Genomic DNA, 23,508 nt, shown 5'->3' with positions numbered 1-23,508 from the left:
CGTGCACACCGTCCGCAAACCAGGCACTACGAAACAGCGAACCAAGAAGTCAACAACCCCACGACCCCGCCGCACAGGTTAAAGATCAAGCTAGGAGGCGGCGGGTGCCGGCTCCGTGCCCGGCAGGCCCTGGGCGGCCATCCGGGAGGACAGCGCGAGGTTGAAGCGGGTGAGGAGCGTGCAGAAGGCCTCCCGCTCCTCCGGGGCCCACTCCTCCGTCAACTCGGCCATCAACTGCCGCCTGGAGGACCGCACTTCCTCCAGCCGCGACTGCCCGCGCGGGGACAACTGGAGCACCACGGCCCGGCCGTCCTCGGGGTGCGAGGTCCGCTTGACCAGGCCGGTGTCGACGAGCGGAGCCACCTGCCGGGTGACGGTCGACGAGTCGATCCCCATGCTCGCGGCGAGCGCCTTGACGCCCATCGGGCCTTCCTTGTCGAGGCGGTTGAGCAGGAGGTACGCGGCGCGGTCCATGGAGTTGCGCACCTGCCCGACGCCGCCGAGCCGGGTCTGTTCGGCACGGCGCGCGAAGACCGCGACCTCGTGCTGCAGCGCGTCGAGAAGACCGGTGTCACCGACGGTCGTCATGTCCATCGACATTTCAGGTGTTGTGGGCATGGCCGGGGGCTCACTTCATGAAGGGGGTGTGGCTGGAATGGGGGACAGAGTACGCGGCTGGAAGCCGGGCCGTACCGGCGCTGCGCAAACCAGTCTCGGTGGTTGGTCACAGCGGCCGTTCCCGCCTGTGAACTGCGATGCTGATGTCATGAGCTATGGCACGGCTGACTCCTTGCGGCCCGTCACCCTCGACGACGTGCGCGGCGCCCAGAAGATGCTCTCGGGCGTGGCGCGGGTGACCGCGATGGAGGGCAGCAGGCATCTGTCCCAGCTCGTCGGGGCGCCGGTGCACCTCAAGTGCGAGAACCTCCAGCGGACGGGATCGTTCAAGCTGCGCGGCGCGTACGTCCGCATCGCCGGGCTGCTGCCCGAGGAACGGGCCGCCGGGGTCGTCGCGGCGAGCGCGGGCAACCACGCGCAGGGCGTGGCGCTGGCCTCGTCGCTGCTGGGCGTGCGCTCCACGGTGTTCATGCCGAAGGGCGCCCCGCTCCCGAAGATCAGCGCCACCCGGGAGTACGGCGCGGAGGTTCGCCTGCACGGTCAGGTGGTCGACGAGACGCTGGCCGCCGCGCAGGAATACGCGGCCGGGACGGGCGCGGTGTTCATCCACCCCTTCGACCACCCGGACGTGATCGCGGGGCAGGGCACGGCCGGCCTGGAGATCCTGGAGCAGTGCCCCGAGGTGCGGACGATCGTCGTCGGGATCGGCGGCGGGGGTCTCGCGGCGGGCATCGCGGTCGCGGTGAAGGCGCTGCGGCCGGACGTGCGGATCGTGGGCGTGCAGGCGGAGGGGGCGGCGGCGTATCCGCCCTCGCTGGCGGCCGGGCGGCCGGTGTCGATCGAGAGTCCGGCCACGATGGCCGACGGGATCAAGGTCGGCCGGCCCGGTGACGTGCCGTTCGCCATCATCGGCGACCTGGTGGACGAGGTGCGCACGGTCACGGAGAACGAGCTGTCCACCGCGCTGCTGCTGTGTCTGGAGCGGGCCAAGCTGGTCGTGGAACCGGCCGGGGCGAGCCCGGTCGCGGCGCTGCTGAGCGATCCCGGGGCGTTCGAGGGGCCGGTGGTCGCGGTGCTGTCCGGAGGCAACGTCGACCCGGTGCTGATGCAGCGCGTGCTGCGGCACGGCATGGCCGCGCAGGGCCGCTACCTCGCGGTCAGCGTGCGGCTGACGGACCGGCCGGGGGCGCTCGCCACGCTGCTCGGGGTGTTGTCAGTGGTCGACGCTAACGTCTTGGACGTGAGCCATGTGCGGACCGACCCGCGTCTCGGGCTGACCGAGGCGGAGGTCGAGCTGCATCTGGAGACGAAGGGGCCGGCGCACTGCGCCGAGGTCGGCCAGGCCCTCCGCGAGGCGGGGTACCGGATCGTCGGCTGAGGCGCAGGACCGCCATACGATCGACGAAACCCCAGGTCACAGCCCCTTTCTCACTCGAACGAGCGAACTCCATTGTGAGTCGCGATACATCGCGTTATGGTGGACGCGGTCGCCCGTCGCGGGCGGCCCCAACAGCGCAAACCTAGGCTTTTCGAAGGATCCCCGAAGACGTGGAGAACTTTTATGCCAGGCGCCATCTATGCCGAAGGCCTGGTGAAGACCTTCGGTGACGTAAGGGCTCTGGACGGCGTCGACCTCGACGTCCCGGAGGGCACCGTCCTCGGCCTGCTCGGGCCGAACGGCGCAGGCAAGACCACCGCGGTCCGCTGCCTCACCACCCTCCTGCGCCCCGACAGCGGCCGTGCGCAGGTCGCCGGCCTCGACGTGCTCAAGCAACCCAACGAGGTGCGCCGCTCGATCGGCCTGTCCGGCCAGTTCGCCGCGGTCGACGAGTATCTGACCGGCCGCGAGAACCTCCAGATGGTCGGACAGCTGTACCAGATGAAAGCAAAGCCCGCGAAGGCCCGAGCCGACGAACTGCTCGAGCAGTTCGACCTCACCGACGCCGCCGACCGCACGGCCAAGACCTACTCCGGAGGCATGCGCCGCAGGCTCGACCTGGCCGCCGCGCTGGTGGTCTCGCCCCCCGTGATGTTCATGGACGAGCCCACCACCGGCCTCGACCCCCGCAACCGTCAACTGCTGTGGGACGTGATCAAACGCCTCGTCTCCGGCGGTACGACCCTTCTGCTCACCACCCAGTACCTGGAAGAGGCCGACCACCTCGCGCACGACATCGCGGTCGTCGACCACGGCCGGGTCATCGCCCGCGGCACCTCCGACCAGCTCAAGGCCCGCACCGGCGGCGAGCGCATCGAGGTCGTGGTCCACGAACGCGAGCAGATCCCCACCGCCCGCGAGGTACTCGCCGGCTTCGGCAAGGGCGACACCACCGTCGAGGAGCACACCCGCAGACTCACCGTGCCCGTCACCGGCGGTGCGAAGCTCCTCGCCGAGGTCATCCGGGAACTGGACACACGCGGTATCGAGATGGACGACATAGGCCTGCGCCGCCCCACCCTCGACGACGTCTTCCTCTCTCTGACAGGACACGTGGCCGAGGCGAGGAACGGAGACGCGGAGGACCGGAAGCCGGCCGAGGGAGCGGTGAAATGAGCGACTCACTGGTCGTTGCAAAACGCAACCTGATCCGGATGTCACGGATTCCGGAAATGGTGATCTTCGGGCTCATTCAGCCGATCATGTTCGTGGTGCTGTTCACCTATGTCTTCGGTGGCTCCATGCAGATCGGCGGCAGTACCAGCGCCACCGACTACAAGAACTTCCTGATGGCGGGGATCTTCGCCCAGACCGTCACCTTCGCCACCGCGGGGGCCGGCGCGGGTATCGCCGACGACATGCACAAGGGCCTCATAGACCGCTTCCGTGCCCTGCCCATGGCCCGCGGCGCGGTCCTCACCGGCCGCACCCTCGCCGACCTCGTCCAGACCGCGCTCACCCTGCTCGTCCTCGCGGTCGTCGCCCTCCTGGTCGGCTGGCGCGTGGGATCCGACGGTTCCACCAACGCCGCCCGGGTCCTGGCCGCCTTCGGTCTGCTGCTCCTGCTCGGCTACGCGTTCACCTGGATCGGCGCCCTGATCGGCCTGAGCGTGCGCACCCCGGAGGCGGCCACCTCCGGCGGGCTGATCTGGCTCTTCCCGGTGACCTTCATATCCAACGCCTTCGTGGACACCAGCAACATGACGCCCTGGCTGCGCCACATCGCGGAGTGGAACCCCTTCAGTGCCACCGTCCAGGCGTGCAGGGTGCTCTTCGCCAACCCCGGTCAGTCCCCGTCCGACGCCTGGCCCATGCAGCACCCGGTCTGGGCCTCGCTGATCTACTCGGTGCTGATCGTCCTGATCTTCCGCACGCTCGCGGTCCGCAAGTACCGTTCGGCGACGGCCTGACCCCGGACACGGCGAAGCCCCCGGCGGCACGGGTCGCCAGGGGCTTCGCCGACGAAAGGATGGCGGCTCAGCCGCTGTAGGGCTCGGCCTTGAGGATGCGCACGGAGGCCTTCTTGCCGTTCGGCAGTTCGTACTCCGCGTCCTCGCCGACCTTGTGGCCGATCACGCCCGTGCCCAGCGGGGACTGGGGCGAGTAGGTCTCGATGTCGGCGCTCGCGTACTCGCGCGAGGCGAGCAGGAAGGTCATCGTGTCGTCCTCGTCACCGTCGAAGGCGATCGTCACGACCATGCCGGGCGCCACCGCACCGTCCGCGGAGGCCGGGGCCTCGCCGACCTTGGCGTTCTCGAGAAGCTGGGTCAGCTGGCGCACACGGAGCTCCTGCTTGCCCTGCTCCTCCTTGGCCGCGTGGTACCCGCCGTTCTCGCGCAGGTCGCCCTCCTCGCGCGCGGCCGCGATCTTGGCGGCGATCTCCGTGCGCGCAGGACCAGTAAGGTACTCAAGCTCGTCCCTGAGCTTGTTGTACGCCTCCTGGGTAAGCCAGGTGACGGACTCGCTGGTCTGGGTCACAGGTGCTCCTCGTCGGTACTGGGAATACAAAGCATCGCCCTACCCACAAGCATGTTCCTCATGGGATGGGCGAAACCACGAGCCTAACAATTCCGTGGGCAAAGGGGGAGGACATAAGCCACCAGAATTACGTCTACGCAGGTCAGCGTGTACGCATTGCGGCGTATCGACCGGCGGACGGCGTGGCGGACCGGGCGTAGGTGTCCTCGGCCTCAGCTCGCATGGCAGCCCAGTAGCTGGGCCGTCGTCCCCTTGGCCGTCGTACGGAGGGTGACCACCTTGTCGATGCGCGTGTCCGAGCCGGAGAAGTGGAAGTCGGCCCGGCCCACCTCGGCGCCGTCGGCGGCCTGCGAGCGCACCGTGCAGTAGCCGTCGGCCCCGGCGTCCTTGCGGACCTCCAGGTGGATCTGCACCGCCTCGTCCGAGGTCGCCTTGAAGGTGATCACCTCGGCGCTGATCTTGTTCTGGCCGACATACTGGTAGCCGAAGTAGCCCACGACCACGAGCAGGATGCCGCCGAGCGCGGCGCCGACGATCTTCAGGGTGCGGTCGGCCCGCTGGTCCGAGGCACGGCCGTAACGGCCCTCGGGCAGTCGCGCGCTCGCCGTACTCATGATCGTCCTCTCGGCAGGCCAGGGCCCCGGAATTATTCGCCCCCCGATTCGGTCACTATAGAAGCCTGCGATCGCGCCGGTTCACACGGGCGCCGACTTACCGAGGATTGAGTCTTGACTGACCAGCTGCGACTGATGGCCGTGCACGCGCACCCCGACGACGAGTCGAGCAAGGGCGCGGCCACCATGGCGAAGTACGTGTCCGAGGGGGTGGACGTGCTGGTCGTGACCTGCACGGGCGGGGAGCGTGGTTCCATCCTCAACCCCAAGCTTCAGGGCGACAAGTACATCGAGGAGCACATCCACGAGGTACGCAAGAAGGAGATGGACGAGGCGCGCGAGATCCTCGGCGTCAGGCAGGAGTGGCTCGGCTTCGTCGACTCCGGGCTGCCCGAGGGCGACCCGCTGCCGCCGCTGCCCGAGGGCTGCTTCGCGCTGGAGGACGTCGACAAGGCGGCCGGCGAGCTGGTGAAGCAGATCCGCTCCTTCCGTCCCCAGGTGATCACCACCTACGACGAGAACGGCGGGTACCCGCACCCCGACCACATCATGACCCACAAGATCTCGATGGTGGCGTTCGAGGGCGCGGACGACACCGAGAAGTACCCCGAGGACGAGTACGGGCCCGCTTACCGCCCGCGCAAGCTGTACTACAACCAGGGCTTCAACCGCCCCCGCACCATGGCGCTGCACCAGGCGATGCTCGACCGTGGCCTGGAGTCGCCCTACGGGGAGTGGCTCAAGCGCTGGGAGGAGTTCGGGGTGAAGGAGCGCACGCTCACCACGCACATTCCGTGTGCGGACTTCTACGAGATCCGCGACAAGGCGCTGATCGCCCACGCCACGCAGATCGACCCCGACGGCGGCTGGTTCCGGGTGCCGATGGAGATCCAGAAGGAGGTCTGGCCCACGGAGGAGTACGAGCTCGCGAAGTCACTCGTCGATACCTCCCTCCCCGAGGACGACCTCTTTGCGGGCATCCGAGACAATGCCTGACATGAGTGCAAGCGTGAGCCTGGCAATGACGCATCTCGTCCCCCTCGCCAAGGAGGTCGACGAGAACAAGGTCACCCCCGGCGTCCTCGGCTTCATCGTCTTCGCGGCGATGGCACTGGCGGTGTGGGCCCTGATGAAGTCCATGAACAAGCACATGGGCAAGGTCGACTTCAAGGAGTCGCCGGAGACGGACGACACCTCCGCCTCCGGTGCGACGGGGAAGACCTCGCCGGCGAAGGGCTGAGGCAAGGGGTGGGGGGTACGACGGGTACGGCCCCCGCCCCTTGCTTGACCCGCCCCTTGCTTGACCCTCCCTTGCTTGAACATCGCCGCCGCTACGCCTGGCTCACCGCCACCCCCATCACCTCCCGCTCGTGCCGTCCCGGCACGAGCCCCAGCCGCCAGGCCTGCCAGCCCGCCTCCAGACGTATGCCCCGCTCCAGCAGCACGGCGTACGCCTCGATGCATTCGGTGAGCTTGGCGTCCCGGAGGGGGTGGGAGGAGCGGCCCAGCTGGGTCAGCTCCTCCTGGGCCACGGCGGCGCCGACCTCCACCCCGCCCGGTGCCCCGTACGGCAGGAGGGTGCAGCGCAGGAAGCGCGCCCAGTCCTCGCCGCGGCGGTCGCCGTAGGAGGCGAAGAGTCCCGCCGCCTCGTCGCACAGAACCAGCGCCTGCTGGGTACGGGCGTTGCCCGCCTCGACGATCGCCAGTTCCAGGCAGGTCCACGCCTCGCCGTGGGCGACGCCGATGCGCTGGAAGTCGGCACGGGCGTCGACGAGGAGCTGCCGGGCGAAACCGGAGTTGCGCAGGGAGCCGGTCTGGGCCGCCCGCTGGTCGCGGGTCACCCGGGCCGAGTGGTGGCGGGCGCAGGCCAGGCCGTAGACGTCGCGCATCCGGGAGAAGAGGGAGCGGGAGCGTTCGAGCTCGCGGACGGAGTTGTCCAGGTCGCCGGTCTCCTCCAGGGCGAGGCCCAGGTAGTACACGGTCCAGGCCTCGCCGCGGGCGTCCTCGTTGTTGCGGTGCCGGGCCGCCGCGGCGCGCAGCCCCTGCACGGCCGGCGACGGATCACCGGCGATCATGCGGGCTCGGGCCAGCTGGGTCAGCGCCCAGGCCTCGCCGCGGGCGTCGCGGGTACGGCCGTACAGATCGAGGGCGCGGCGCAGGTCGGCCTCCGCGGCGGGGACATCGCCGCGGCGCAGGTTCAGCTGGCCCAGCTGGAAGTGGGCCCAGGCTTCCCCGTGCACGGAGCCGCCCTCGCGGTGCAGTACCAGGGAGCGGGTCAGCAGGTCCAGGGCCTCGCCGAGACGGGCCCGGTCCCGCTCCACGGCCGCGAGCGCGTGCATCGTCCAGGCGCGGTCCGTCGCCAGCTCGGGCGGGGACTGCAGGTCCATGGCCTCGCGCAGTTTCGCCGCCGCCTCCGTGAGGTTGCCCTGGTGGTGCAGGGTGATGCCGAGCGAGCACAGGGCGCGGGCCGCGCCCGCGTCGTGATGGGCCTGGAGGTAGAGGTCGACGACCGAGCTGAGGGTCGTCCGTGCCTTGTCCAGTTCGCCCAGCTGACGCGCCGCGATGCCGGTGCGCCACTGCACGGACCGCACCAGCAGGTCCTGGCCGACGGACTGGGCCAGCTCGCTGATCTCGCCGAGGCGGTAGAGGTCGCCGCGCAGCAGGCAGTAGTCGCACAGCGCGCCCAGCAGGCTCAGTACGGCCGTCTCGTGCACGCCCTCCGCCTTGCGCAGGGTCGCGGTGATGAAGCTCGACTCGTCGTCCAGCCAGCGCAGCGCCTCGTCGAGGGAGGTGAAGCCGTGCGGGGTGAAGCGGTCCGAGCGGGTGGACATGTTGCCGTCGACGAGGCGCAGGACGGAGTCGGCGAGTTCGGCGTAGCTGACGATCAGGCGTTCCTGGGCCGCCGTGAGTTCCGCCTGCTCCTCCTCGTCCAGCAGCCGGGCCTGTGCGAAGGCGCGGACGAGGTCGTGCAGGCGGTAGCGGTCGCCGCGGACCCGGTCGGCCAGGCCGGCGTCCGCGAGTGCCGTGAGGTGCCGGGCGGCCTCGCCGCGGTCGGTGGCCAGGAGAGCGGCGGCCGCGGCGACGCCGAGGGAGGCACGTCCGGCGAGCGCCAGGCGTCGCAGCAGTCGGCGGGTGCCCTCGGGCTGGTCGGTGTAGCGCAGCCACAGGGCGCGCTCGACGGGTTCGACGGGGCCGTACGCCCCGAGGTCCGTGGCCAGCGCGCGCGGTGAGCGCGGACCGAGGGAGGAGCCGGCGACGCGCAGCGCCAGCGGTAGCCCGCCGCACAGCTCCCGTATCAGGTCGGCGGATTCGGCGTCGTACGGGCCCGACGTGTCCTGGGCGGCCGCGCTCAGCAGTTCCTCCGCGCCCGCCGCTTGCAGGGGCCGCACCGGCAGCTCGTGCACCCAGGCGGACAGCTCGGCGGGGAGCTCCAGGGGGGTCCGGGAGGTGACCAGGACCAGGCTGTCGGAGCGTTCCGGGACGAGCGCGCGCACCTGCTCCGGGTCGGCGGCGTCGTCCAGGACGACGATGACCGGCAGACCGGTGAGGTGCTGGTAGTAGAGGTCCGCGAGGCGTTTGACCTGCTGGTCGGGGGAGGAGCGCTCACGGAAGAGCAGCTGTTCGCGCGGTGCGCCGAGCCGGTTCAGCAGGTGCAGCAGGGCGTCCCGGGTGGGCAGGGCGGCGGCGCCCTCGGAGCTGTTGCCGCGCAGGTCGACGACGCATGCTCCGCGGAACTGGTCCCGCAGGTCGTGCGCGGCCCGCACGGCGAGTGTGCTGCGGCCGCTGCCGGGCGGGCCGTGCAGCACGACGACCGTGGGTCTGGTCTGGGTACTGGCGCGCGCGGCCTGTACCCACTGCCGGATCTGCGCCAGTTCGGATCGCCGCCCGGCGAACGGCCCGACGGGCTCGGGCAGTTGTCCGAAGGACTGCTCGAGCACGGTCCGTCCGCGTGCCGCCGCGCTCTTGTCCGCACCCCTCAGCTGCGGCCCGGGCGCCTTCTTCGGCCCGGTGGTCGCGCTCAGCATCCGCTGCTGATCGAGGAACGGCCGGATCCCCCGTACTTCCAGCGCCGCCAGCCACTGCAACCGCAACTGCTCGGCGCCGCCCGGCTGTCCGGCCTCGCCGGCGCGGTGGTGCGCGGCCGGCAGATGCGACCCGGCCACCTTCACCACGGTCGCCGCGGCCCCCACCACGCCGACGGTCACGCCGGCCCCCAGGGCCGTACCGGGACCGGTCCCCAGCACCAGGTCGGCGACCGCCGCCGTCACGGCCGCGACTCCCGCCACCAGCAGGGGAGTCCGGCCACCGCCCTCGCGGGCGTACCGCTGCGCGAAGCTGACCCGGTCGGCCTCGCGCTCGTCCAGGGCGCGGGCGTACGCCTCGTACTCCTCGGCGGCGGTCCGCGCCATGGCGTCCAGCGCCCCGCGCGCCCGGGTCATGAGCACCTGCCGGTCGGTCCGGCCACCGGAACGCCGTACCTCCTCCTCCACGGCCCGCACCAACAACCGCTCCGCTTCCGCTTTATGGCTGTCCCGCATGTCCCGTCCCCCTCGAGCGGCCTCACCTTTCGGTTGGTCAAGTGTGCGGCGGGCGGCTCCGGGGCGCGAGGGTGCGGAGCGTTCCCCTGCTCGCCTCCTGGATCCGAGGCTCACCTCAGCGACCCCAGAGGCCCCAGTGGCCCCGCAGGACGCGAGGGCACCGTCCGGTGGGCGCCTGACGCGTCACGGGCTGGGTACTGCGGCAGGATGGACCCCATGGCGAACCGACTGGCCCATGAGACATCCCCCTACCTCCTCCAGCACGCCGACAACCCCGTCGACTGGTGGCCCTGGTCGGAAGAGGCCTTCGAGGAGGCGCGCAGGAGGGGTGTCCCGGTGCTGCTCAGCGTCGGGTACAGCAGCTGTCACTGGTGCCATGTCATGGCGCACGAGTCCTTCGAGGACCAGGAGACCGCCGACGATCTCAACGCGCACTTCGTGAGCGTCAAGGTCGACCGGGAGGAGCGCCCGGACGTGGACGCCGTCTACATGGAGGCCGTCCAGGCCGCCACCGGGCAGGGCGGCTGGCCGATGACGGTGTTCCTGACGCCGGATGCCGAGCCCTTCTACTTCGGTACGTACTTCCCGCCCGTCCCCCGGCAGGGCATGCCCTCGTTCCGGCAGGTGCTGGAAGGGGTGCGGCAGGCCTGGGCCGACCGGCGGGAGGAGGTCGCCGAGGTGGCCGGGAAGATCGTGCGGGACCTGGCCGAGCGGGAGATCTCCTTCGGGGACGGCCGGGCGCCGGGGGAGCAGGAGCTGTCGCAGGCCCTGCTCGGGCTGACCCGCGAGTACGACCCGCAGCGCGGTGGGTTCGGCGGGGCGCCGAAGTTCCCGCCGTCCATGGTGATCGAGTTCCTGCTGCGGCACCATGCGCGGACCGGCGCGGAGGGCGCCCTGCAGATGGCCCAGGACACGTGCGAGCGCATGGCGCGGGGCGGGATCTACGACCAGCTCGGGGGCGGGTTCGCCCGGTATTCCGTCGACCGTGACTGGACCGTGCCGCATTTCGAGAAGATGTTGTATGACAATGCTCTGCTGTGCCGGGTCTATGCGCATCTTTGGCGTGCCACCGGCTCTGAGCTCGCCCGCCGCGTAGCCCTCGAGACCGCCGACTTCATGGTGCGGGAGCTGCGTACCGCGGAGGGCGGGTTCGCCTCGGCGCTCGACGCCGACAGCGACGACGGGAGCGGGAAGCACGTAGAGGGTGCCTACTACGTGTGGACGCCCCAGCAGCTCACCGAGATCCTCGGCGCCGACGACGCCGGGCTCGCCGCGCACTACTTCGGCGTCACCGACGAGGGCACCTTCGAGCAGGGTTCCTCGGTCCTCCAACTCCCGCAGCAGGACAGTGTCTTCGACGCGGAGAAGATCGCCGGCATCAAGCGGCGGCTCCTCGACGCCCGTGCCCGGCGCCCCGCCCCCGGCCGGGACGACAAGGTCGTCGCGGCCTGGAACGGGCTCGCGATCGCCGCGCTCGCCGAGACCGGCGCCTACTTCGACCGCCCCGACCTCGTCGAGGCCGCGCTCGGCGCCGCCGATCTCCTCGTACGGCTGCATCTCGACGAGCAGGCCCGGCTCTGCCGTACCAGCAAGGACGGGCGGGCCGGGACCAACGCGGGCGTGCTGGAGGACTACGCCGATGTCGCCGAGGGGTTCCTCGCGCTGGCCTCGGTGACCGGGGAGGGTGTCTGGCTGGAGTTCGCCGGGTTCCTGCTCGACCATGTGCTGGTGCGGTTCGCCGACCCCGAGTCCGGTGATCTGTACGACACGGCCGCCGACGCCGAGCGGCTGATCCGCCGGCCTCAGGACCCCACCGACAACGCCACTCCCTCCGGCTGGTCGGCCGCCGCGGGCGCGCTGCTGGGCTACGCCGCCCACACCGGCTCCGCTGCGCACCGCACGGCCGCGGAGAAGGCGCTCGGTGCCGTCAAGGCGCTGGGTCCTCGGGTGCCCCGGTTCATCGGCTGGGGGCTGGCCGCCGCCGAGGCGCGGCTCGACGGGCCGCGCGAGGTCGCCGTCGTAGGACCCACGGCGGACGATCCGGCCGCGAAGGCCCTGCACCGTACGGCCCTCCTCGGCACCGCTCCCGGCGCTGTCGTCGCCTACGGCACCACCGGGAGCGACGAGTTCCCCCTGCTCGCCGACCGCCCGCTGAGCAACGGTGAGCCGACCGCCTATGTCTGCCGCAACTTCACCTGTGACGCCCCGACGACCGACCCCGAAAGGCTCAGCGCCGCGCTGAGCGGGTTAAACGCCTGACAACGCGGCGGGACTTGCACAGCACGCCTAGGGGGTGTTTCGAAAGTCCCGCACAGCACCCACGGCGCCCGGCACGCTCCCCCCAGGGGGCGCCCCCACTCGCCGCACCGGCCGAAAGCCCAAGTACGTCCAGTACGAGGGCTTCCCTCCGGCACACCGAGAGCACGCACCGGACACCGCGGGCACCGCACAGGACTTTCGACACACCCCCTAGCTCGCGAACTCGGCCAGGGCACGCTCCACGATGGCCTCCAGCTGTTGGTGGTGTGCGCCCTTCCAGTAGGCGCGGCCGCAGGACTCGCACTGGGCGAAGACGTCGTACGAGCGGTGGGTGCCGTGTTCCAGCTGGGCGGCGACCTCGTCCTTGGTGGCCTCGCGGAGCAGGCCGTTGCAGGCGGTGCAGCGGGTCCAGGGCCGCAGGCCGGGGCGGAAGCGGTCGAGGATGTCGCGGAGCTGGTCGTCGGGGCTGGTGCTGTAGACGAAGGCCCCGGACCAGAGTTCGCGGCGGCGGAGCAGGCCGCGGTCGCGGCTGAGCATGACCCGGTGTTCGGCGGCCGAGCGGGCGGCGAGGGCCGGGTCGCCGATGTCCGTGGACTCGTAGGCCGTGTCCACGCCGAGGAGGCGCAGCCGGCGGGCGAGGGTGCCGAGGTGGACGTCGAGGAGGAAGCGGAGAGGGGCGCCCGGGACCTGCTGGGGGCGGGTGACCGGGCGGACGGTGACCGACTCGCCGTTCGAGGGGATGTGGGAGACCGGGACCTCCCGCCCGTCCACCACGAGGGTGCCGACCTCCGTCAGCGGGACGCCGAGGGACTCGATGACATGGCCGAGGGTGGAGACGCCGTCGACGCTGAGGGGGTGGGCGCCGGCCCGCCGGGCGTGCGGGACGAACACCGCCAGCTCGGGGGCCACTTCGACGTGGATCTCGGGTGCGTTCACCTGGTCAGGATGGCACGGGGGAGGAGCGCCGGTCTCAGGGGTTCTGCCCGGGGAGACCGTGCTCCAGGACGTCCAGGGTGCGCTTGACGAGGTCGACGAAGTCGTCCCGGTGGTCCCGCTCGCCCCAGTACAGGGAGGTTTCCATCAGCCCGCCGACGAGGGACATCGCGTACACGCGGACTTCCAGGCTCTCCGGGTCGCGGCCGGTGCGCTCGCCGATCGCGGAGCAGAGCATGCGGCCGGTGACCGACATGCTCTGCATCATCCGCGAGCGCACCGCGGGCACATGGACGACCAGGTGGCTGCGCATCCGCGCGACCTCGGGGTCGTCCTGGAAGGCCTGGCGGGCCGCCAGCAGTATCACGTGCCGGATGGTCTCGGGCCACGGCTCGTCCGCCGGCCGGGCGCGCAGTTCCTCCACGATGACCGGGTCGTACTCGTCGGTGAGGACGATGTCCTCCTTGGTCGGGAAGTACCGGAAGACCGTCGACGGCGACACCTCGGCGCGTTCGGCGATCTGGTCGATCGTCGTGGCGTCGTAACCCTGCTCCTCCACCAGCGCGTACATCGCCGTGCGGATCGCTTCGCGGGTCTTGATCTTCTTGCGCTCACGGAGGCTCGGCCCGGGGCGGTCGGCGGAGGAGGTGCGTGCGGCCGTCATGGGAGTCATTGTCAGGCATCCGTCTTCACCGCGGCCATCTCGGGGCCTCCGCTTTCCGTACGGCGCCTCCCGGTCGTCCCAGCCGTCCCCGGCAGGAAGGCCGCCGACAGCAGCGCCGAGACGAGGGCGGCGATTCCGCATACCAGCAGGGCCAGGGTCATGCCGTGGACGTAGGCGCCGTTCGCGGAGGCCGCGAGGTGCGCCGAGCCGGTCCTCTCGGCGATCAGATGTGCGGCGACCACCGAGTCCCCCGCGGTGTCGGTGAGTCCGGCGGGCAGGCCGGTCACGTCGAGGCGGTCCCGGTAGGCGCTCGCCAGCAGGCTGCCGAGAAGGGCGATGCCGATGGCGCTGCCGACCTGACGCAGGGTCATCAGCAGTCCGGAGCCGCTGCCGGCCCGGTCGGCGGGCAGGGTGCCGAGGGCGCCGGACATCGCGGGCACCACCGAGAACCCGAAGCCGAGGCCGGCGACGGACAGCCACAGCGCGGTGAAGCCGTAGCCCGAGTCGCCCGTCGTACGGCTGCCCAGGAGCGCGGCGAAGGCGAGGACGACGAGTCCCGCGCTGACCACGGCCCGTGGGCCGAAGCGGTCGACGACCGGCTGCGCGGCCCGCGCGGCGACCATCAGCCCGCCCATCATCGGCAGCAGCCGCACCCCGGTGCCGAGGGCGTCATGGCCGAGGACGGCCTGGAGGTAGGGCGGCAGGACGAAGAGCAGGCCGGACAGGACGAACATCACCAGGGTCGCGGCGAGCGTGTTGAACAGGAATCCGCGCTGGGCCAGCAGCCCCATGTCCAGCATGGGCCGCACGGCCCGCCGCTCACGCAGGACGAGCACGGTGATCAGGACGACGGCTGCGGCGGACATCGCGAGCACCAGGGGGTCGCCCCAGCCCCGGGTGGGCGCCTCGATGATCGCGTAGATGAGCGCGCCGAGTCCGGTCGCGGTGAGCGCGGTGGAGACGGTGTCGACCCGGGGCGAGGCGGGGTCGCGGGTCTCCGGCAGCAGCAGGACGCAGGCGGCGATGCCGATCGCGGCCATCGGCAGGTTGATCAGGAAGACCGAGCCCCACCAGAAGTGGTTGAGCAGCCAGCCGCCGATGATCGGACCGAGCGGCAGACCGAGGGTCGAGGCGGCGGAGACGATGCCCACGGCCTTGGTGCGCTCCTCGGGCCGGAACAGGGACGGCAGCACCGACAGCGCGAGCGGGGTGACCAGCGCGCCGCCGACGCCCATCAGCGCGCGGGCCGCGATCACCCAGTTCACGTCCTCGGCCAGCGCGCCCATACCGGAGCCGACGAGGAAGATCGCGAGGCCGGTGATGAGCATCCGGCGCCGTCCGAAGCGGTCGCCCAGCAGGCCGGCCGGGAGCATCAGTGCCGCGAAGACGACGACGTAGGAGTCCGCCATCCACTGCTGCTCGCCGGTGGTCGCGTCGAGTTGCCCGGCCATGGTCGGCAGGGCCACGTTGAGGATCGTCATGTCGAAGCCGAGCGTGAGCATGCTCGCGACCAGGGCGCCGAGGGCCCACCAACGGCGGGGGTCGCGCCCCGCCTCCGAAGCGTTCGTGACAGTAACCATGAAATGACAGTAGCTATCAAAATCCAGTTACTGTCAAACTCTCCCCGATGTCAGAGCATGAAAATGGCCACGGCTCGCAAGCCGTGGCCAGGAAGGAGGCGGGAAGTAGGCGGAAAACCGACCCTACGCGTGCTGATACGCCACCAGCGAGATGCCGACGTAGTGGACGACGAACGCGGCGAGCGTGAGGGAGTGGAAGACCTCGTGGAAGCCGAACCAGCGCGGTGAGGGGTTCGGCCGCTGGATGCCGTAGATCACGCCGCCCGCGCTGTAGAGCAGCCCGCCGACGATCACCAGGACCAGCACGGCGATGCCGCCCGTGCGCATGAAGTCCGGGAGGAAGAACACCGCCGCCCAGCCCATCGCGATGTAGCACGGCGTGTAGAGCCAGCGCGGGGCGCCGACCCAGAAGACCCGGAAGGCGATGCCCGCCAGCGCCGCGCCCCAGATGCTCCACAGCAGCCACTGGCCCTTGGACTCCGGCAGGAGCAGCAGGGTCAGCGGGGTGTAGGTGCCGGCGATGATCAGGAAGATGTTCGCGTGGTCCAGGCGGCGCAGGACGCCGTCCATGCGCGGGCTCCAGTCGCCGCGGTGGTAGAGCGCGCTCACGCCGAACAGCAGGCAGGCGGTGAGGGCGTAGATGCCGCAGGCGATCCGGCCCCGGGTGGAGTCCGCGAGGGCGGTGAGGACCAGGCCGGCGATGAGTGCGGCCGGAAACATCGCGAGGTGCAGCCAGCCGCGCAGCTTGGGTTTGACCGGATGCGGCAGGGAGAGCGCGACGGGACCACGGCCGGCGGCCGGCGTGTCCGTGGGCGCGTCGGGAACGGGCGCAGTCATGGGCCGCATCGTACCTACGGAACCGTAAGTTACGGATCAATCAAGCCGGTTAAGCGGCGAAGAGTGGCCATCATCTCACGGTGCCGTGCAGCCACGCCTCCCTGCTTCATCTCAAGGAATCTTCCGCTGAACGCCAAGTGGACGCAAAGAGACGCGGTTATGCGTGGCAATCCTCACTCTGCTCACCTGTGACGCCGTCTGGACAGATGGGCGCGAGCGTCGGATGATCAGATGAGTGCGGTCGGCACCGGATGAGCGCCCAGAGGTCGAACCCGTGAAGCAGCATCCGGGCCGCAGCCCCCACGGGGCCTCCAACACAAAACCCCTCATTTAGGAGCGATCGTGGCGCGCGACATCGCGGCTCCCACCGTCATCCCCACCAACCATCAGGAACTGATCTCGTGGGTCAACGAGATCGCCGAACTGACGCAGCCGGACAGCGTGGTCTGGTGTGACGGATCCGAGGCCGAGTACGAGCGACTGTGCGGGGAGCTCGTCGAGAAGGGCACCTTCAAACGCCTCGACCCGATCAAGCGCCCCAACTCCTACTACGCCGCTTCCGACCCGACCGATGTCGCCCGGGTCGAGGACCGGACGTTCATCTGCTCCGAGAAGGAGGAGGACGCCGGCCCGACCAACCACTGGAAGGCCCCCGCCGAGATGCGGGAGATCTTCGCCGGTGAGAAGGGCGTCTTCCGCGGATCGATGCGGGGCCGGACGATGTACGTCGTCCCGTTCTGCATGGGTCCCCTCGGCTCGGACCTCTCCGCGATCGGGGTCGAGATCACCGACTCCGCCTATGTCGCGGTCTCCATGCGCACCATGACCCGCATGGGACAGCCCGTCCTGGACGAGCTGGGCTCCGACGGTTTCTTCGTGAAGGCCGTCCACACGCTCGGCGCCCCCCTCGAGGAGGGCCAGGCGGACGTCCCGTGGCCGTGCAACTCCACCAAGTACATCTCGCACTTCCCCGAGGGCCGCGAGATATGGTCCTACGGCTCCGGCTACGGCGGCAACGCGCTGCTCGGCAAGAAGTGCTACGCCCTGCGCATCGCCTCCGTCATGGCCCGCGACGAGGGCTGGCTGGCCGAGCACATGCTCATCCTCAAGCTCACCCCGCCGCAGGGCGAGTCCAAGTACGTCGCCGCCGCCTTCCCGTCCGCCTGCGGCAAGACCAACCTCGCCATGCTGGAGCCGACGATCTCCGGCTGGACGGTCGAGACGATCGGCGACGACATCGCCTGGATGCGCTTCGGCGAGGACGGCCGCCTCTACGCGATCAACCCCGAGGCCGGCTTCTTCGGCGTCGCGCCCGGCACCGGTGAGCACACCAACGCCAACGCGATGAAGACCCTGTGGGGCAACTCGGTCTTCACCAACGTGGCGCTGACCGACGACAACGACATCTGGTGGGAGGGCATGACGGAGGAGACCCCGGCCCACCTCACCGACTGGAAGGGCAACGACTGGACTCCGTCCTCGGAGACCCCCGCCGCCCACCCCAACGCCCGCTTCACCGTGCCCGCCTCGCAGTGCCCGATCATCGCGCCCGAGTGGGAGGACCCCAAGGGCGTGCCGATCTCGGCGATCCTCTTCGGCGGGCGCCGCGCCAGCGCGGTCCCGCTGGTGACGGAGTCCTTCGACTGGAACCACGGCGTCTTCCTCGGCGCGAACGTGGCCTCCGAGAAGACCGCCGCCGCCGAGGGCAAGGTCGGCGAACTGCGCCGCGACCCCTTCGCCATGCTGCCGTTCTGCGGCTACAACATGGGCGACTACATGGGCCACTGGGTCGACGTCGCCAAGGGCAAGGACCAGGCGAAGCTGCCGAAGATCTACTACGTCAACTGGTTCCGCAAGAACGACGAGGGCAAGTTCGTCTGGCCCGGCTTCGGCGAGAACAGCCGCGTCCTGAAGTGGATCGTCGAGCGCCTCGAGGGCAAGGCCGAGGGCGTCGAGACCCCGATCGGCATCCTGCCGACCAAGGAGGCCCTCGACACCAAGGGGCTCGATCTGGCCGACGCCGACCTCGACTTCCTCCTCACGGTCGACAAGGAGATCTGGCGCGAGGAGGCCGCACTGGTCCCCGAGCACCTCAACACCTTCGGCGACCACACCCCGAAGGAGCTGTGGGACGAGTACCACGCTCTGGTGCAGCGCCTGGGCTGACGCCCTCCCCCTACGCCGCGGCCGGCGCCGATCGTGCCCTGACCAGCTCCATCGTCACAGCCGGCCGCGGTGACAGCACCAACCGCACCACAGACCGGCGAGGTTCCGCACAACGGCGTGGGGAGCCACAGGCCTGTCGTCACGCCCGTCCGCCCCGACGGGAGGTGACGGCAGGCCTTCGCCCGTCTCACCGTGGCGCGAAGACCCACATCCGCAGCAGCGTGAAACGCAGCACCGTCGCGGCGCCATTGGCGACGATCAGTGCGCCGACCTCAACGGACGTCGAGTCCGACAGGGTCCGGTGCACCAACGCCAGGGCGCCGCTGCTGAGCGCGAGCCCGGCGGCGAAGGCCACCAGCCCCTGGAGCTGATGCCGGGCGGCTCCCTCCGTGCCGCGCACCCGGAAGGTGAACCGGCGGTTGGCGGCGGTGTTCGCCACCGTGGTGACCAGCAGCGCGACCAGGTTGGCGAGCTGGGCGTCGAGCACCGGCCGCAGCGCCGTGAACAGGCCGAGATGGGCGAGGGTGGACAGCACACCGATGACCGCGAACAGGGGGAGCTGCTGGGCCACCCCGGCGGCGGGGCGGGGTGCGTGTGTCTGGGCGCGCTGAGCCATCCCAGCATTGTACGGTAAGTGAGCAAATATTACCGTAGGTGAGCAAGCCGGGCGCTTTTCGCTACCCCGGCCCGCTCCGGAGACGTACAGGGACCGCCGCATGATCGAGTCGTCAGTCGAGGTGCAGGTCGAGCCGTCGGTCGAGCTGTCGGTCGTGATCCCGATGTTCAACGAGGAAGAGGCCCTGCCCGCTCTGGCGGAGCGGCTGCGGCCGGTGCTCGACGGGACGGGGGAGACGTACGAGGTCCTCGCGGTGGACGACGGTTCCACGGACGGCACGGCCGGTCAACTGGCGCGCCTGCGGGACGGCTGGCCCCAGCTGCGGGTGGTGCGACTGCGCCGCAACAGCGGACACCAGGCCGCGCTGACCGCCGGCCTGCACCACGCCCGCGGCCACTACGCGGCGAGCCTCGACGCCGACCTCCAGGATCCCCCGGAGAAGATCCCCGAGATGCTCGCGCTGGCCCGCTCCCGGCACCTGGACATCGTCTACGGCGTGCGCGGCAACCGCTCCAGCGACACCGGCTTCAAACGCCGTACCGCCGCCGTCTACTACTGGCTCATGCGCCGCATGGTCGGCGACCATGTCTCCGCCCAGGCCGGCGACTTCCGGCTGCTGTCGCGCAACGCCCTCGACGCCCTGCGGGCCCTGCCCGACCAACCGCAGGTGTACCGGCTCCTCATGCCCTGGTTCGGCTTCCCCAGCGGCGAGGTCGTCTACCGCCGCGACCCCCGCGTCGCCGGTCGCACCAAGTACCCCCTGCGCAAGATGGTCCTGCTGGCGGTCGACAGCGTCATCAGCTTCTCCGTCGCCCCGCTGCGGCTGGCCGTCTGGCTCGGCACGCTCGCCTTCTGCGTCTGCCTCGCCATGGTCGGCTACACGCTGGCCGTGTACGCGGCGGGCGACACCACCCGCGGCTGGACCTCGCTGATCATCGCCGTGCTCTTCGTCGGCGCCGTCCAGCTCATCTGCCTGGGCGTGCTGGGCGAGTACATCGGCCGTCTCTACACCGCCGCCCAGCAACGCCCGACGTACTACGTGGCCGAGGACACCGGTGACCGGGTTCCCGCGGCGGTCGCGGGACGTTCGTAGGACACCCCCGGCTCCCGCCCCCGGCGCAGCTCGCGGGCGGTCGTACGGACCACGGCCAGCAGCGCCAGCAGCATCAGCGCGCTGTGCGCGGGCATCGACAGATACGGTGCCAGCTGCCCGGAGTTGCACTTCAGATAGCTGCCGAACGAGGCGAGCTGAACCAGCACCGGCACATACCAGAGCCGCCGGGGCAGCGCGAACGCGGCCGTCACGGTGAGCACGTCCGCGACATAGAAGTACCGCTCGTGCATCGAGGGCAGCAGGAAGGGCACCACGATCGCGGAGCAGACGGCCGTCAACACGACCTGGGTGTCGGTGGGTCGGGGCCCGTCGGGCCGGCCGCGCCGCAGGGCCCACACCGTCAGTGCGGCCAGGAGCGCCACGAGCGTCCCCGCGACCAGCACACCCGCCGTGCGCACGGCGTCCGTGTCACCGGGCACCGAGACGAACTCGTAGAGGGACGGCGCGTTGACGGACAACAGGCGGTAGGTGCCCGTCTGCCGGGCGTAGACCGTCAGCAGCCGCCACGGGTCGGCGCCGAGCGCGAGAGCGGGCAGGTCGAGGACGAGGTACGCCCCCGGAACGGCGAGCAGGCTCCGCCACGGCACCCGGCCCAGCAGCACCAGCACGAGCAGGAACGGGAAGAGGAACACGGCCTGGAACTTGAACGCCAGCGCGACCCCGAAGAACGTGCACGCCCACCACGGCCGGTGGCGCAGCACCTGGTGGATTCCACCGACCAGGAAGGCCGCGTAGACGGCGTCGCACTGTCCCCACCAGCCGCTGTTGGTCACGACGGTCGGCAGGAAGAGCACCACCGCGCCCGCGCCGAACGCCGCCCAGGAAGGGGTGGGCCGGAGCCGGGCGACGATCCGGAAGGTGGTGTACGCCAGTGCCAGGTCGAAGAGGATCGAGACGCACTTGATGCCCGTCAACGGGGACAGCGGCAGGTAGGTCAGCGCGGCCAGCAGGTAGAGGTAGGGGACGTTGTAGTCCGAGAAGCCGGGGTCGGCGAGGGCCTGGAACCCGCCGTGGTCGGCGATGTGCCGGGTCCAGGGCTCGAGAAAGGTGACGTAGTCCCCCGACTTGTCGGCCATCAGGAAGACGCGGGCCGAGAGGGCTGCCACCACGGTCGTGTACGCGGCCAGCGCAAGCACCGTCCGGTCGACCCGCACCGGCGAGGCGTTGGACGTCATGTCGTGCTCCCGTTCCTGAACGGTGCCGGCACTTCGGAACGGAGCGAGGGATCGGCCGTCATGGCCAGACGGAATTCCTCCGCGGCTTCCCGGCCGCGGTTCTTGCGCGCCCAGATCTCCCCGAGGTGCAGATGGGCCGAGGCCGCCTGTGGCTCGATGCCGACGACGCGTTCCAGGAGTCCCATGGCGCGGTCGGGATCGCTCGGCTTCAGCAGGATCGCCTCGTTGAAGAGGGCCGACACGAAGGTCGGATCGATCTTCAGGGACTTCTCGTAGGCCGTGCGGGCCTCGGCCGTCCGTCCGCCCTCATGGGCGATGACGCCCAGGTTGTACCAGGCGAACTTGTTCCGCGGGTCCAGTCTCAGCACCTGCTGGTACGTACGGACGGCCCCTTCGGAATCGTGGCTCCCCTGCAGCAGAAGGCCGACCTGGACCAGTGCGGCGGCCTGGCTCGTCGGATTCACCGACGGCCGGGCGGCCGGGGACTCCGGGGTCGCCGCCGCGTGGGAATGCACCGCCCACGCCATCACTGCGGTGGCGACCGCGGCCGCAGCGGTGAGCATGACCAACAAATGCCTGCGTTTCACCGTGTCAAATTACGACAAACGCAGAAAAAAATATGGCGCCCGGTCCGCGCGTCGCTGCGGGTGCACGCGGACCGGGGCCGTCTGGGGGACCCCGGAGGGTCAGCCGGCGGTGCTCAGTTCCTTCTCCTCTGCCAGGGCGGCGGCGTGCGCGTCCATGCGCTCCGCCGCCAGGATCGCCGCCGCCGTGTCCGCGCGGGACGCGGCGACGACCAGGGCGCGCCCGGCGAGGGAGTGCGCCCGCTGGTGCAGGGCCGCGCGGCGGGACATGCGGCCGGCGGAGGGGGCGGCGCGGACCGGCGTCCGTCCTCCCCGCAACCGGGTCACCTGCTGCGCGAGCCGTGCGGCCGCGGCGTCGAGATCGGCGGACGGTGCCGGTCCGCGCAGTTCGTCCGTGACGGCGAGCAGCGCCGCGAGATGACCGGCGAGCTGAATGTCCAGCTCCTCCTCGCGGGAGCGGTGGGGGAAGTCCGAGGCGCCGGCCATCGTGCTGTGGACCGACTTGGTGCGGATCGGCTCGTACATGAGGATGGCCTCCTGTGCTCTGACAGGAAGCCATCCTAGCTTAGATTTCGTCTAAAGTTGAGCCGTTCACAGAACAGGACGAATGCTCACCGATCGTGAGCTCAGGGCTGGCCGTAGCCGTCGAGGAAGCGTCCGATGCGGCCCACGGCGTCCCGCAGATCCGTCGCCGTCGGCAGGGTCACCACCCGGAAGTGGTCCGGCTCCGGCCAGTTGAAGCCGGTGCCCTGGACGACCATGATCTTCTCCTGCCGCAGCAGGTCCAGGACCATCTGCCGGTCGTCCTTGATCTTGAAGACGGTGGGGTCGAGCCGGGGGAACAGATACAGCGCCCCCTTCGGCCGTACGCACGTCACCCCCGGGATCTGCGTCAGCAGCTCGTACGCCGTGTCCATCTGCTCCTTGAGCCGCCCGCCCGGGAGCACCAGGTCGTTGATGGACTGCCGTCCGCTGAGGGCGGCCACGACTCCGTGCTGGCCCGGCATGTTCGCGCACAGGCGCATGTTCGCCAGGATCGTCAGGCCCTCGATGTAGGAGTCGGCGTGCGCGCGCGGGCCGGAGATCGACATCCAGCCGACCCGGTAGCCGGCCACCCGGTAGGCCTTCGACATCCCGTTGAACGTGAGCGTCAGCAGGTCCGGGGCCACGGCGGCGGTCGGCGTGTGCGTGGCGCCGTCGTAGAGGATCTTGTCGTAGATCTCGTCGGAGCAGACGAGCAGGTTGTGGCGCCGCGCGATGTCGGTCAGCCCCTGGACCATCGCCCTGTCGTACACCGCCCCCGTCGGATTGTTCGGGTTGATGATCACGATCGCCTTGGTGCGGTCGGTGACCTTGCGCTCGACGTCCGCGAGGTCGGGCATCCAGTCCGACTGCTCGTCGCAGCGGTAGTGGACGGCCGTACCGCCGGAGAGCGACACGGCGGCCGTCCACAGCGGATAGTCGGGCGACGGCACGAGCACCTCGTCCCCGTCGTCCAGCAGCCCCTGCATCGCCATCACGATCAGCTCGGAGACGCCGTTGCCGATGAAGACGTGCTCGACGTCCGTCTCTATCCCGAGTGTCTGGTTGTGCATCACGACGGCCCTGCGCGCGGCCAGCAGTCCCTTGGCGTCGCCGTAGCCGTGCGCCGTCGAGACGTTGCGGAGGACGTCCTCCAGGATCTCCGGCGGGGCCTCGAAGCCGAAGGCGGCCGGATTGCCGGTGTTCAGCTTCAGAATGCGGTGACCAGCCGCTTCGAGACGCATCGCCTCCTCGAGAACCGGACCCCGGATCTCGTAACAGACATTGGCGAGCTTGGTCGACTGGATCACCTGCATGTCTGGGAGCTTACGGCTCGGTAACGCTCCTTGGGGCGTGTTTCTCGCCACGCGGG

At 70.4% G+C, this 23,508-nt stretch carries 21 protein-coding genes; 8 read left to right on the top strand and 13 right to left on the bottom strand.

The annotated features are described in order from the left end of the window. Window positions 1-90: 90 nt before the first annotated feature. On the bottom strand, window positions 91-600 hold the full coding sequence (locus tag ACIBVL_RS39450; RefSeq protein WP_399105413.1) for a MarR family winged helix-turn-helix transcriptional regulator: 510 nt from the start codon (window positions 598-600) through the stop codon (window positions 91-93). Between the two features lie 166 nt (window positions 601-766). Between ACIBVL_RS39450 and ilvA the strand changes: the two genes are divergently transcribed. The 3 genes from ilvA (at window position 767) to ACIBVL_RS39435 (ending at window position 3,966) form a co-directional block, all read left to right on the top strand. Next, a complete protein-coding gene (gene ilvA, locus ACIBVL_RS39445; protein WP_399105411.1) occupies window positions 767-1,996 on the top strand; it encodes a threonine ammonia-lyase in 1,230 nt (409 codons plus the stop codon). 183 nt (window positions 1,997-2,179) lie between these two features. Beyond that, entirely contained in the window at window positions 2,180-3,172 is a 993-nt protein-coding gene (locus ACIBVL_RS39440) for an ATP-binding cassette domain-containing protein (protein WP_399105409.1), read from the top strand. After that, window positions 3,169-3,966, top strand: coding sequence for an ABC transporter permease (locus ACIBVL_RS39435; protein WP_399105407.1), 798 nt, complete (start codon window positions 3,169-3,171; stop codon window positions 3,964-3,966). Before ACIBVL_RS39440 ends, ACIBVL_RS39435 begins: the two co-directional genes overlap by 4 nt. 67 nt (window positions 3,967-4,033) lie before the next feature. On the opposite strand, the gene greA is transcribed toward ACIBVL_RS39435, so the two are convergent. Continuing rightward, window positions 4,034-4,534, bottom strand: a complete 501-nt coding sequence (greA, locus tag ACIBVL_RS39430; protein WP_399105405.1) for a transcription elongation factor GreA — start codon at window positions 4,532-4,534, stop codon at window positions 4,034-4,036. Between the two features lie 212 nt (window positions 4,535-4,746). Then, on the bottom strand, window positions 4,747-5,148 hold the full coding sequence (locus ACIBVL_RS39425; RefSeq protein WP_399105403.1) for a DUF4307 domain-containing protein: 402 nt from the start codon (window positions 5,146-5,148) through the stop codon (window positions 4,747-4,749). Between the two features lie 135 nt (window positions 5,149-5,283). Here ACIBVL_RS39425 and mca point away from each other — a divergent pair, with 135 nt between their 5' ends. After that, window positions 5,284-6,144 (top strand): mycothiol conjugate amidase Mca, encoded by an 861-nt coding sequence (mca, locus tag ACIBVL_RS39420; protein WP_399105421.1) that lies wholly within the window; start codon window positions 5,284-5,286, stop codon window positions 6,142-6,144. After that, window positions 6,137-6,388 (top strand): hypothetical protein, encoded by a 252-nt coding sequence (locus ACIBVL_RS39415; protein ID WP_399105401.1) that lies wholly within the window; start codon window positions 6,137-6,139, stop codon window positions 6,386-6,388. Before mca ends, ACIBVL_RS39415 begins: the two co-directional genes overlap by 8 nt. Before the next feature lie 91 nt (window positions 6,389-6,479). Here ACIBVL_RS39415 and ACIBVL_RS39410 read toward each other — a convergent pair whose 3' ends face one another. After that, window positions 6,480-9,686, bottom strand: coding sequence for a tetratricopeptide repeat protein (locus tag ACIBVL_RS39410; protein ID WP_399105399.1), 3,207 nt, complete (start codon window positions 9,684-9,686; stop codon window positions 6,480-6,482). 216 nt (window positions 9,687-9,902) lie between these two features. Between ACIBVL_RS39410 and ACIBVL_RS39405 the strand changes: the two genes are divergently transcribed. Next, window positions 9,903-11,945 (top strand): thioredoxin domain-containing protein, encoded by a 2,043-nt coding sequence (locus tag ACIBVL_RS39405; RefSeq protein ID WP_399105397.1) that lies wholly within the window; start codon window positions 9,903-9,905, stop codon window positions 11,943-11,945. A gap of 210 nt (window positions 11,946-12,155) precedes the next feature. On the opposite strand, the gene ACIBVL_RS39400 is transcribed toward ACIBVL_RS39405, so the two are convergent. From ACIBVL_RS39400 to ACIBVL_RS39385, 4 genes are all read right to left on the bottom strand, one after another. Next, on the bottom strand, window positions 12,156-12,881 hold the full coding sequence (locus ACIBVL_RS39400) for a Mut7-C RNAse domain-containing protein (RefSeq protein WP_399105395.1): 726 nt from the start codon (window positions 12,879-12,881) through the stop codon (window positions 12,156-12,158). Between the two features lie 34 nt (window positions 12,882-12,915). Then, entirely contained in the window at window positions 12,916-13,551 is a 636-nt protein-coding gene (locus tag ACIBVL_RS39395) for a TetR/AcrR family transcriptional regulator (protein WP_399105393.1), read from the bottom strand. A 2-nt stretch (window positions 13,552-13,553) separates the two neighbouring features. Further along, complete coding sequence (locus ACIBVL_RS39390; protein ID WP_399105391.1) at window positions 13,554-15,122, bottom strand: DHA2 family efflux MFS transporter permease subunit; 1,569 nt, start codon at window positions 15,120-15,122, stop codon at window positions 13,554-13,556. A 123-nt stretch (window positions 15,123-15,245) separates the two neighbouring features. After that, entirely contained in the window at window positions 15,246-15,959 is a 714-nt protein-coding gene (locus tag ACIBVL_RS39385; protein ID WP_399105389.1) for a hemolysin III family protein, read from the bottom strand. A gap of 342 nt (window positions 15,960-16,301) precedes the next feature. Between ACIBVL_RS39385 and ACIBVL_RS39380 the strand changes: the two genes are divergently transcribed. Next, window positions 16,302-18,125, top strand: coding sequence for a phosphoenolpyruvate carboxykinase (GTP) (locus ACIBVL_RS39380; protein WP_399105387.1), 1,824 nt, complete (start codon window positions 16,302-16,304; stop codon window positions 18,123-18,125). A 187-nt stretch (window positions 18,126-18,312) separates the two neighbouring features. Here the strand turns inward: ACIBVL_RS39380 and ACIBVL_RS39375 are convergent, their stop codons facing one another. Further along, entirely contained in the window at window positions 18,313-18,741 is a 429-nt protein-coding gene (locus ACIBVL_RS39375; RefSeq protein WP_399105385.1) for a GtrA family protein, read from the bottom strand. A gap of 100 nt (window positions 18,742-18,841) precedes the next feature. Between ACIBVL_RS39375 and ACIBVL_RS39370 the strand changes: the two genes are divergently transcribed. Next, complete coding sequence (locus ACIBVL_RS39370) at window positions 18,842-19,834, top strand: glycosyltransferase family 2 protein (RefSeq protein ID WP_399105383.1); 993 nt, start codon at window positions 18,842-18,844, stop codon at window positions 19,832-19,834. On the opposite strand, the gene ACIBVL_RS39365 is transcribed toward ACIBVL_RS39370, so the two are convergent. The 4 genes from ACIBVL_RS39365 to ACIBVL_RS39350 form a co-directional block, all read right to left on the bottom strand. Beyond that, on the bottom strand, window positions 19,777-21,030 hold the full coding sequence (locus ACIBVL_RS39365; protein ID WP_399105381.1) for a glycosyltransferase 87 family protein: 1,254 nt from the start codon (window positions 21,028-21,030) through the stop codon (window positions 19,777-19,779). The two genes, ACIBVL_RS39370 and ACIBVL_RS39365, sit on opposite strands and share 58 nt — an antisense overlap. Then, complete coding sequence (locus ACIBVL_RS39360; protein ID WP_399105379.1) at window positions 21,027-21,617, bottom strand: tetratricopeptide repeat protein; 591 nt, start codon at window positions 21,615-21,617, stop codon at window positions 21,027-21,029. The genes ACIBVL_RS39365 and ACIBVL_RS39360 overlap by 4 nt, the downstream gene beginning before the upstream one ends. A 99-nt stretch (window positions 21,618-21,716) precedes the next feature. Further along, entirely contained in the window at window positions 21,717-22,139 is a 423-nt protein-coding gene (locus tag ACIBVL_RS39355; RefSeq protein WP_399105377.1) for a hypothetical protein, read from the bottom strand. Window positions 22,140-22,240: 101 nt separating this feature from the next. Then, window positions 22,241-23,452, bottom strand: coding sequence for a pyridoxal phosphate-dependent aminotransferase (locus ACIBVL_RS39350; RefSeq protein ID WP_399105375.1), 1,212 nt, complete (start codon window positions 23,450-23,452; stop codon window positions 22,241-22,243). Window positions 23,453-23,508 lie beyond the last annotated feature (56 nt).

It is taken from the genome of Streptomyces sp. NPDC049687 (genome assembly GCF_044465285.1).
GTDB lineage: Bacteria > Actinomycetota > Actinomycetes > Streptomycetales > Streptomycetaceae > Streptomyces.
Note: the sequence above shows the minus strand (reverse complement) of the source record. Positions and strands in the feature narration are given on the sequence as shown.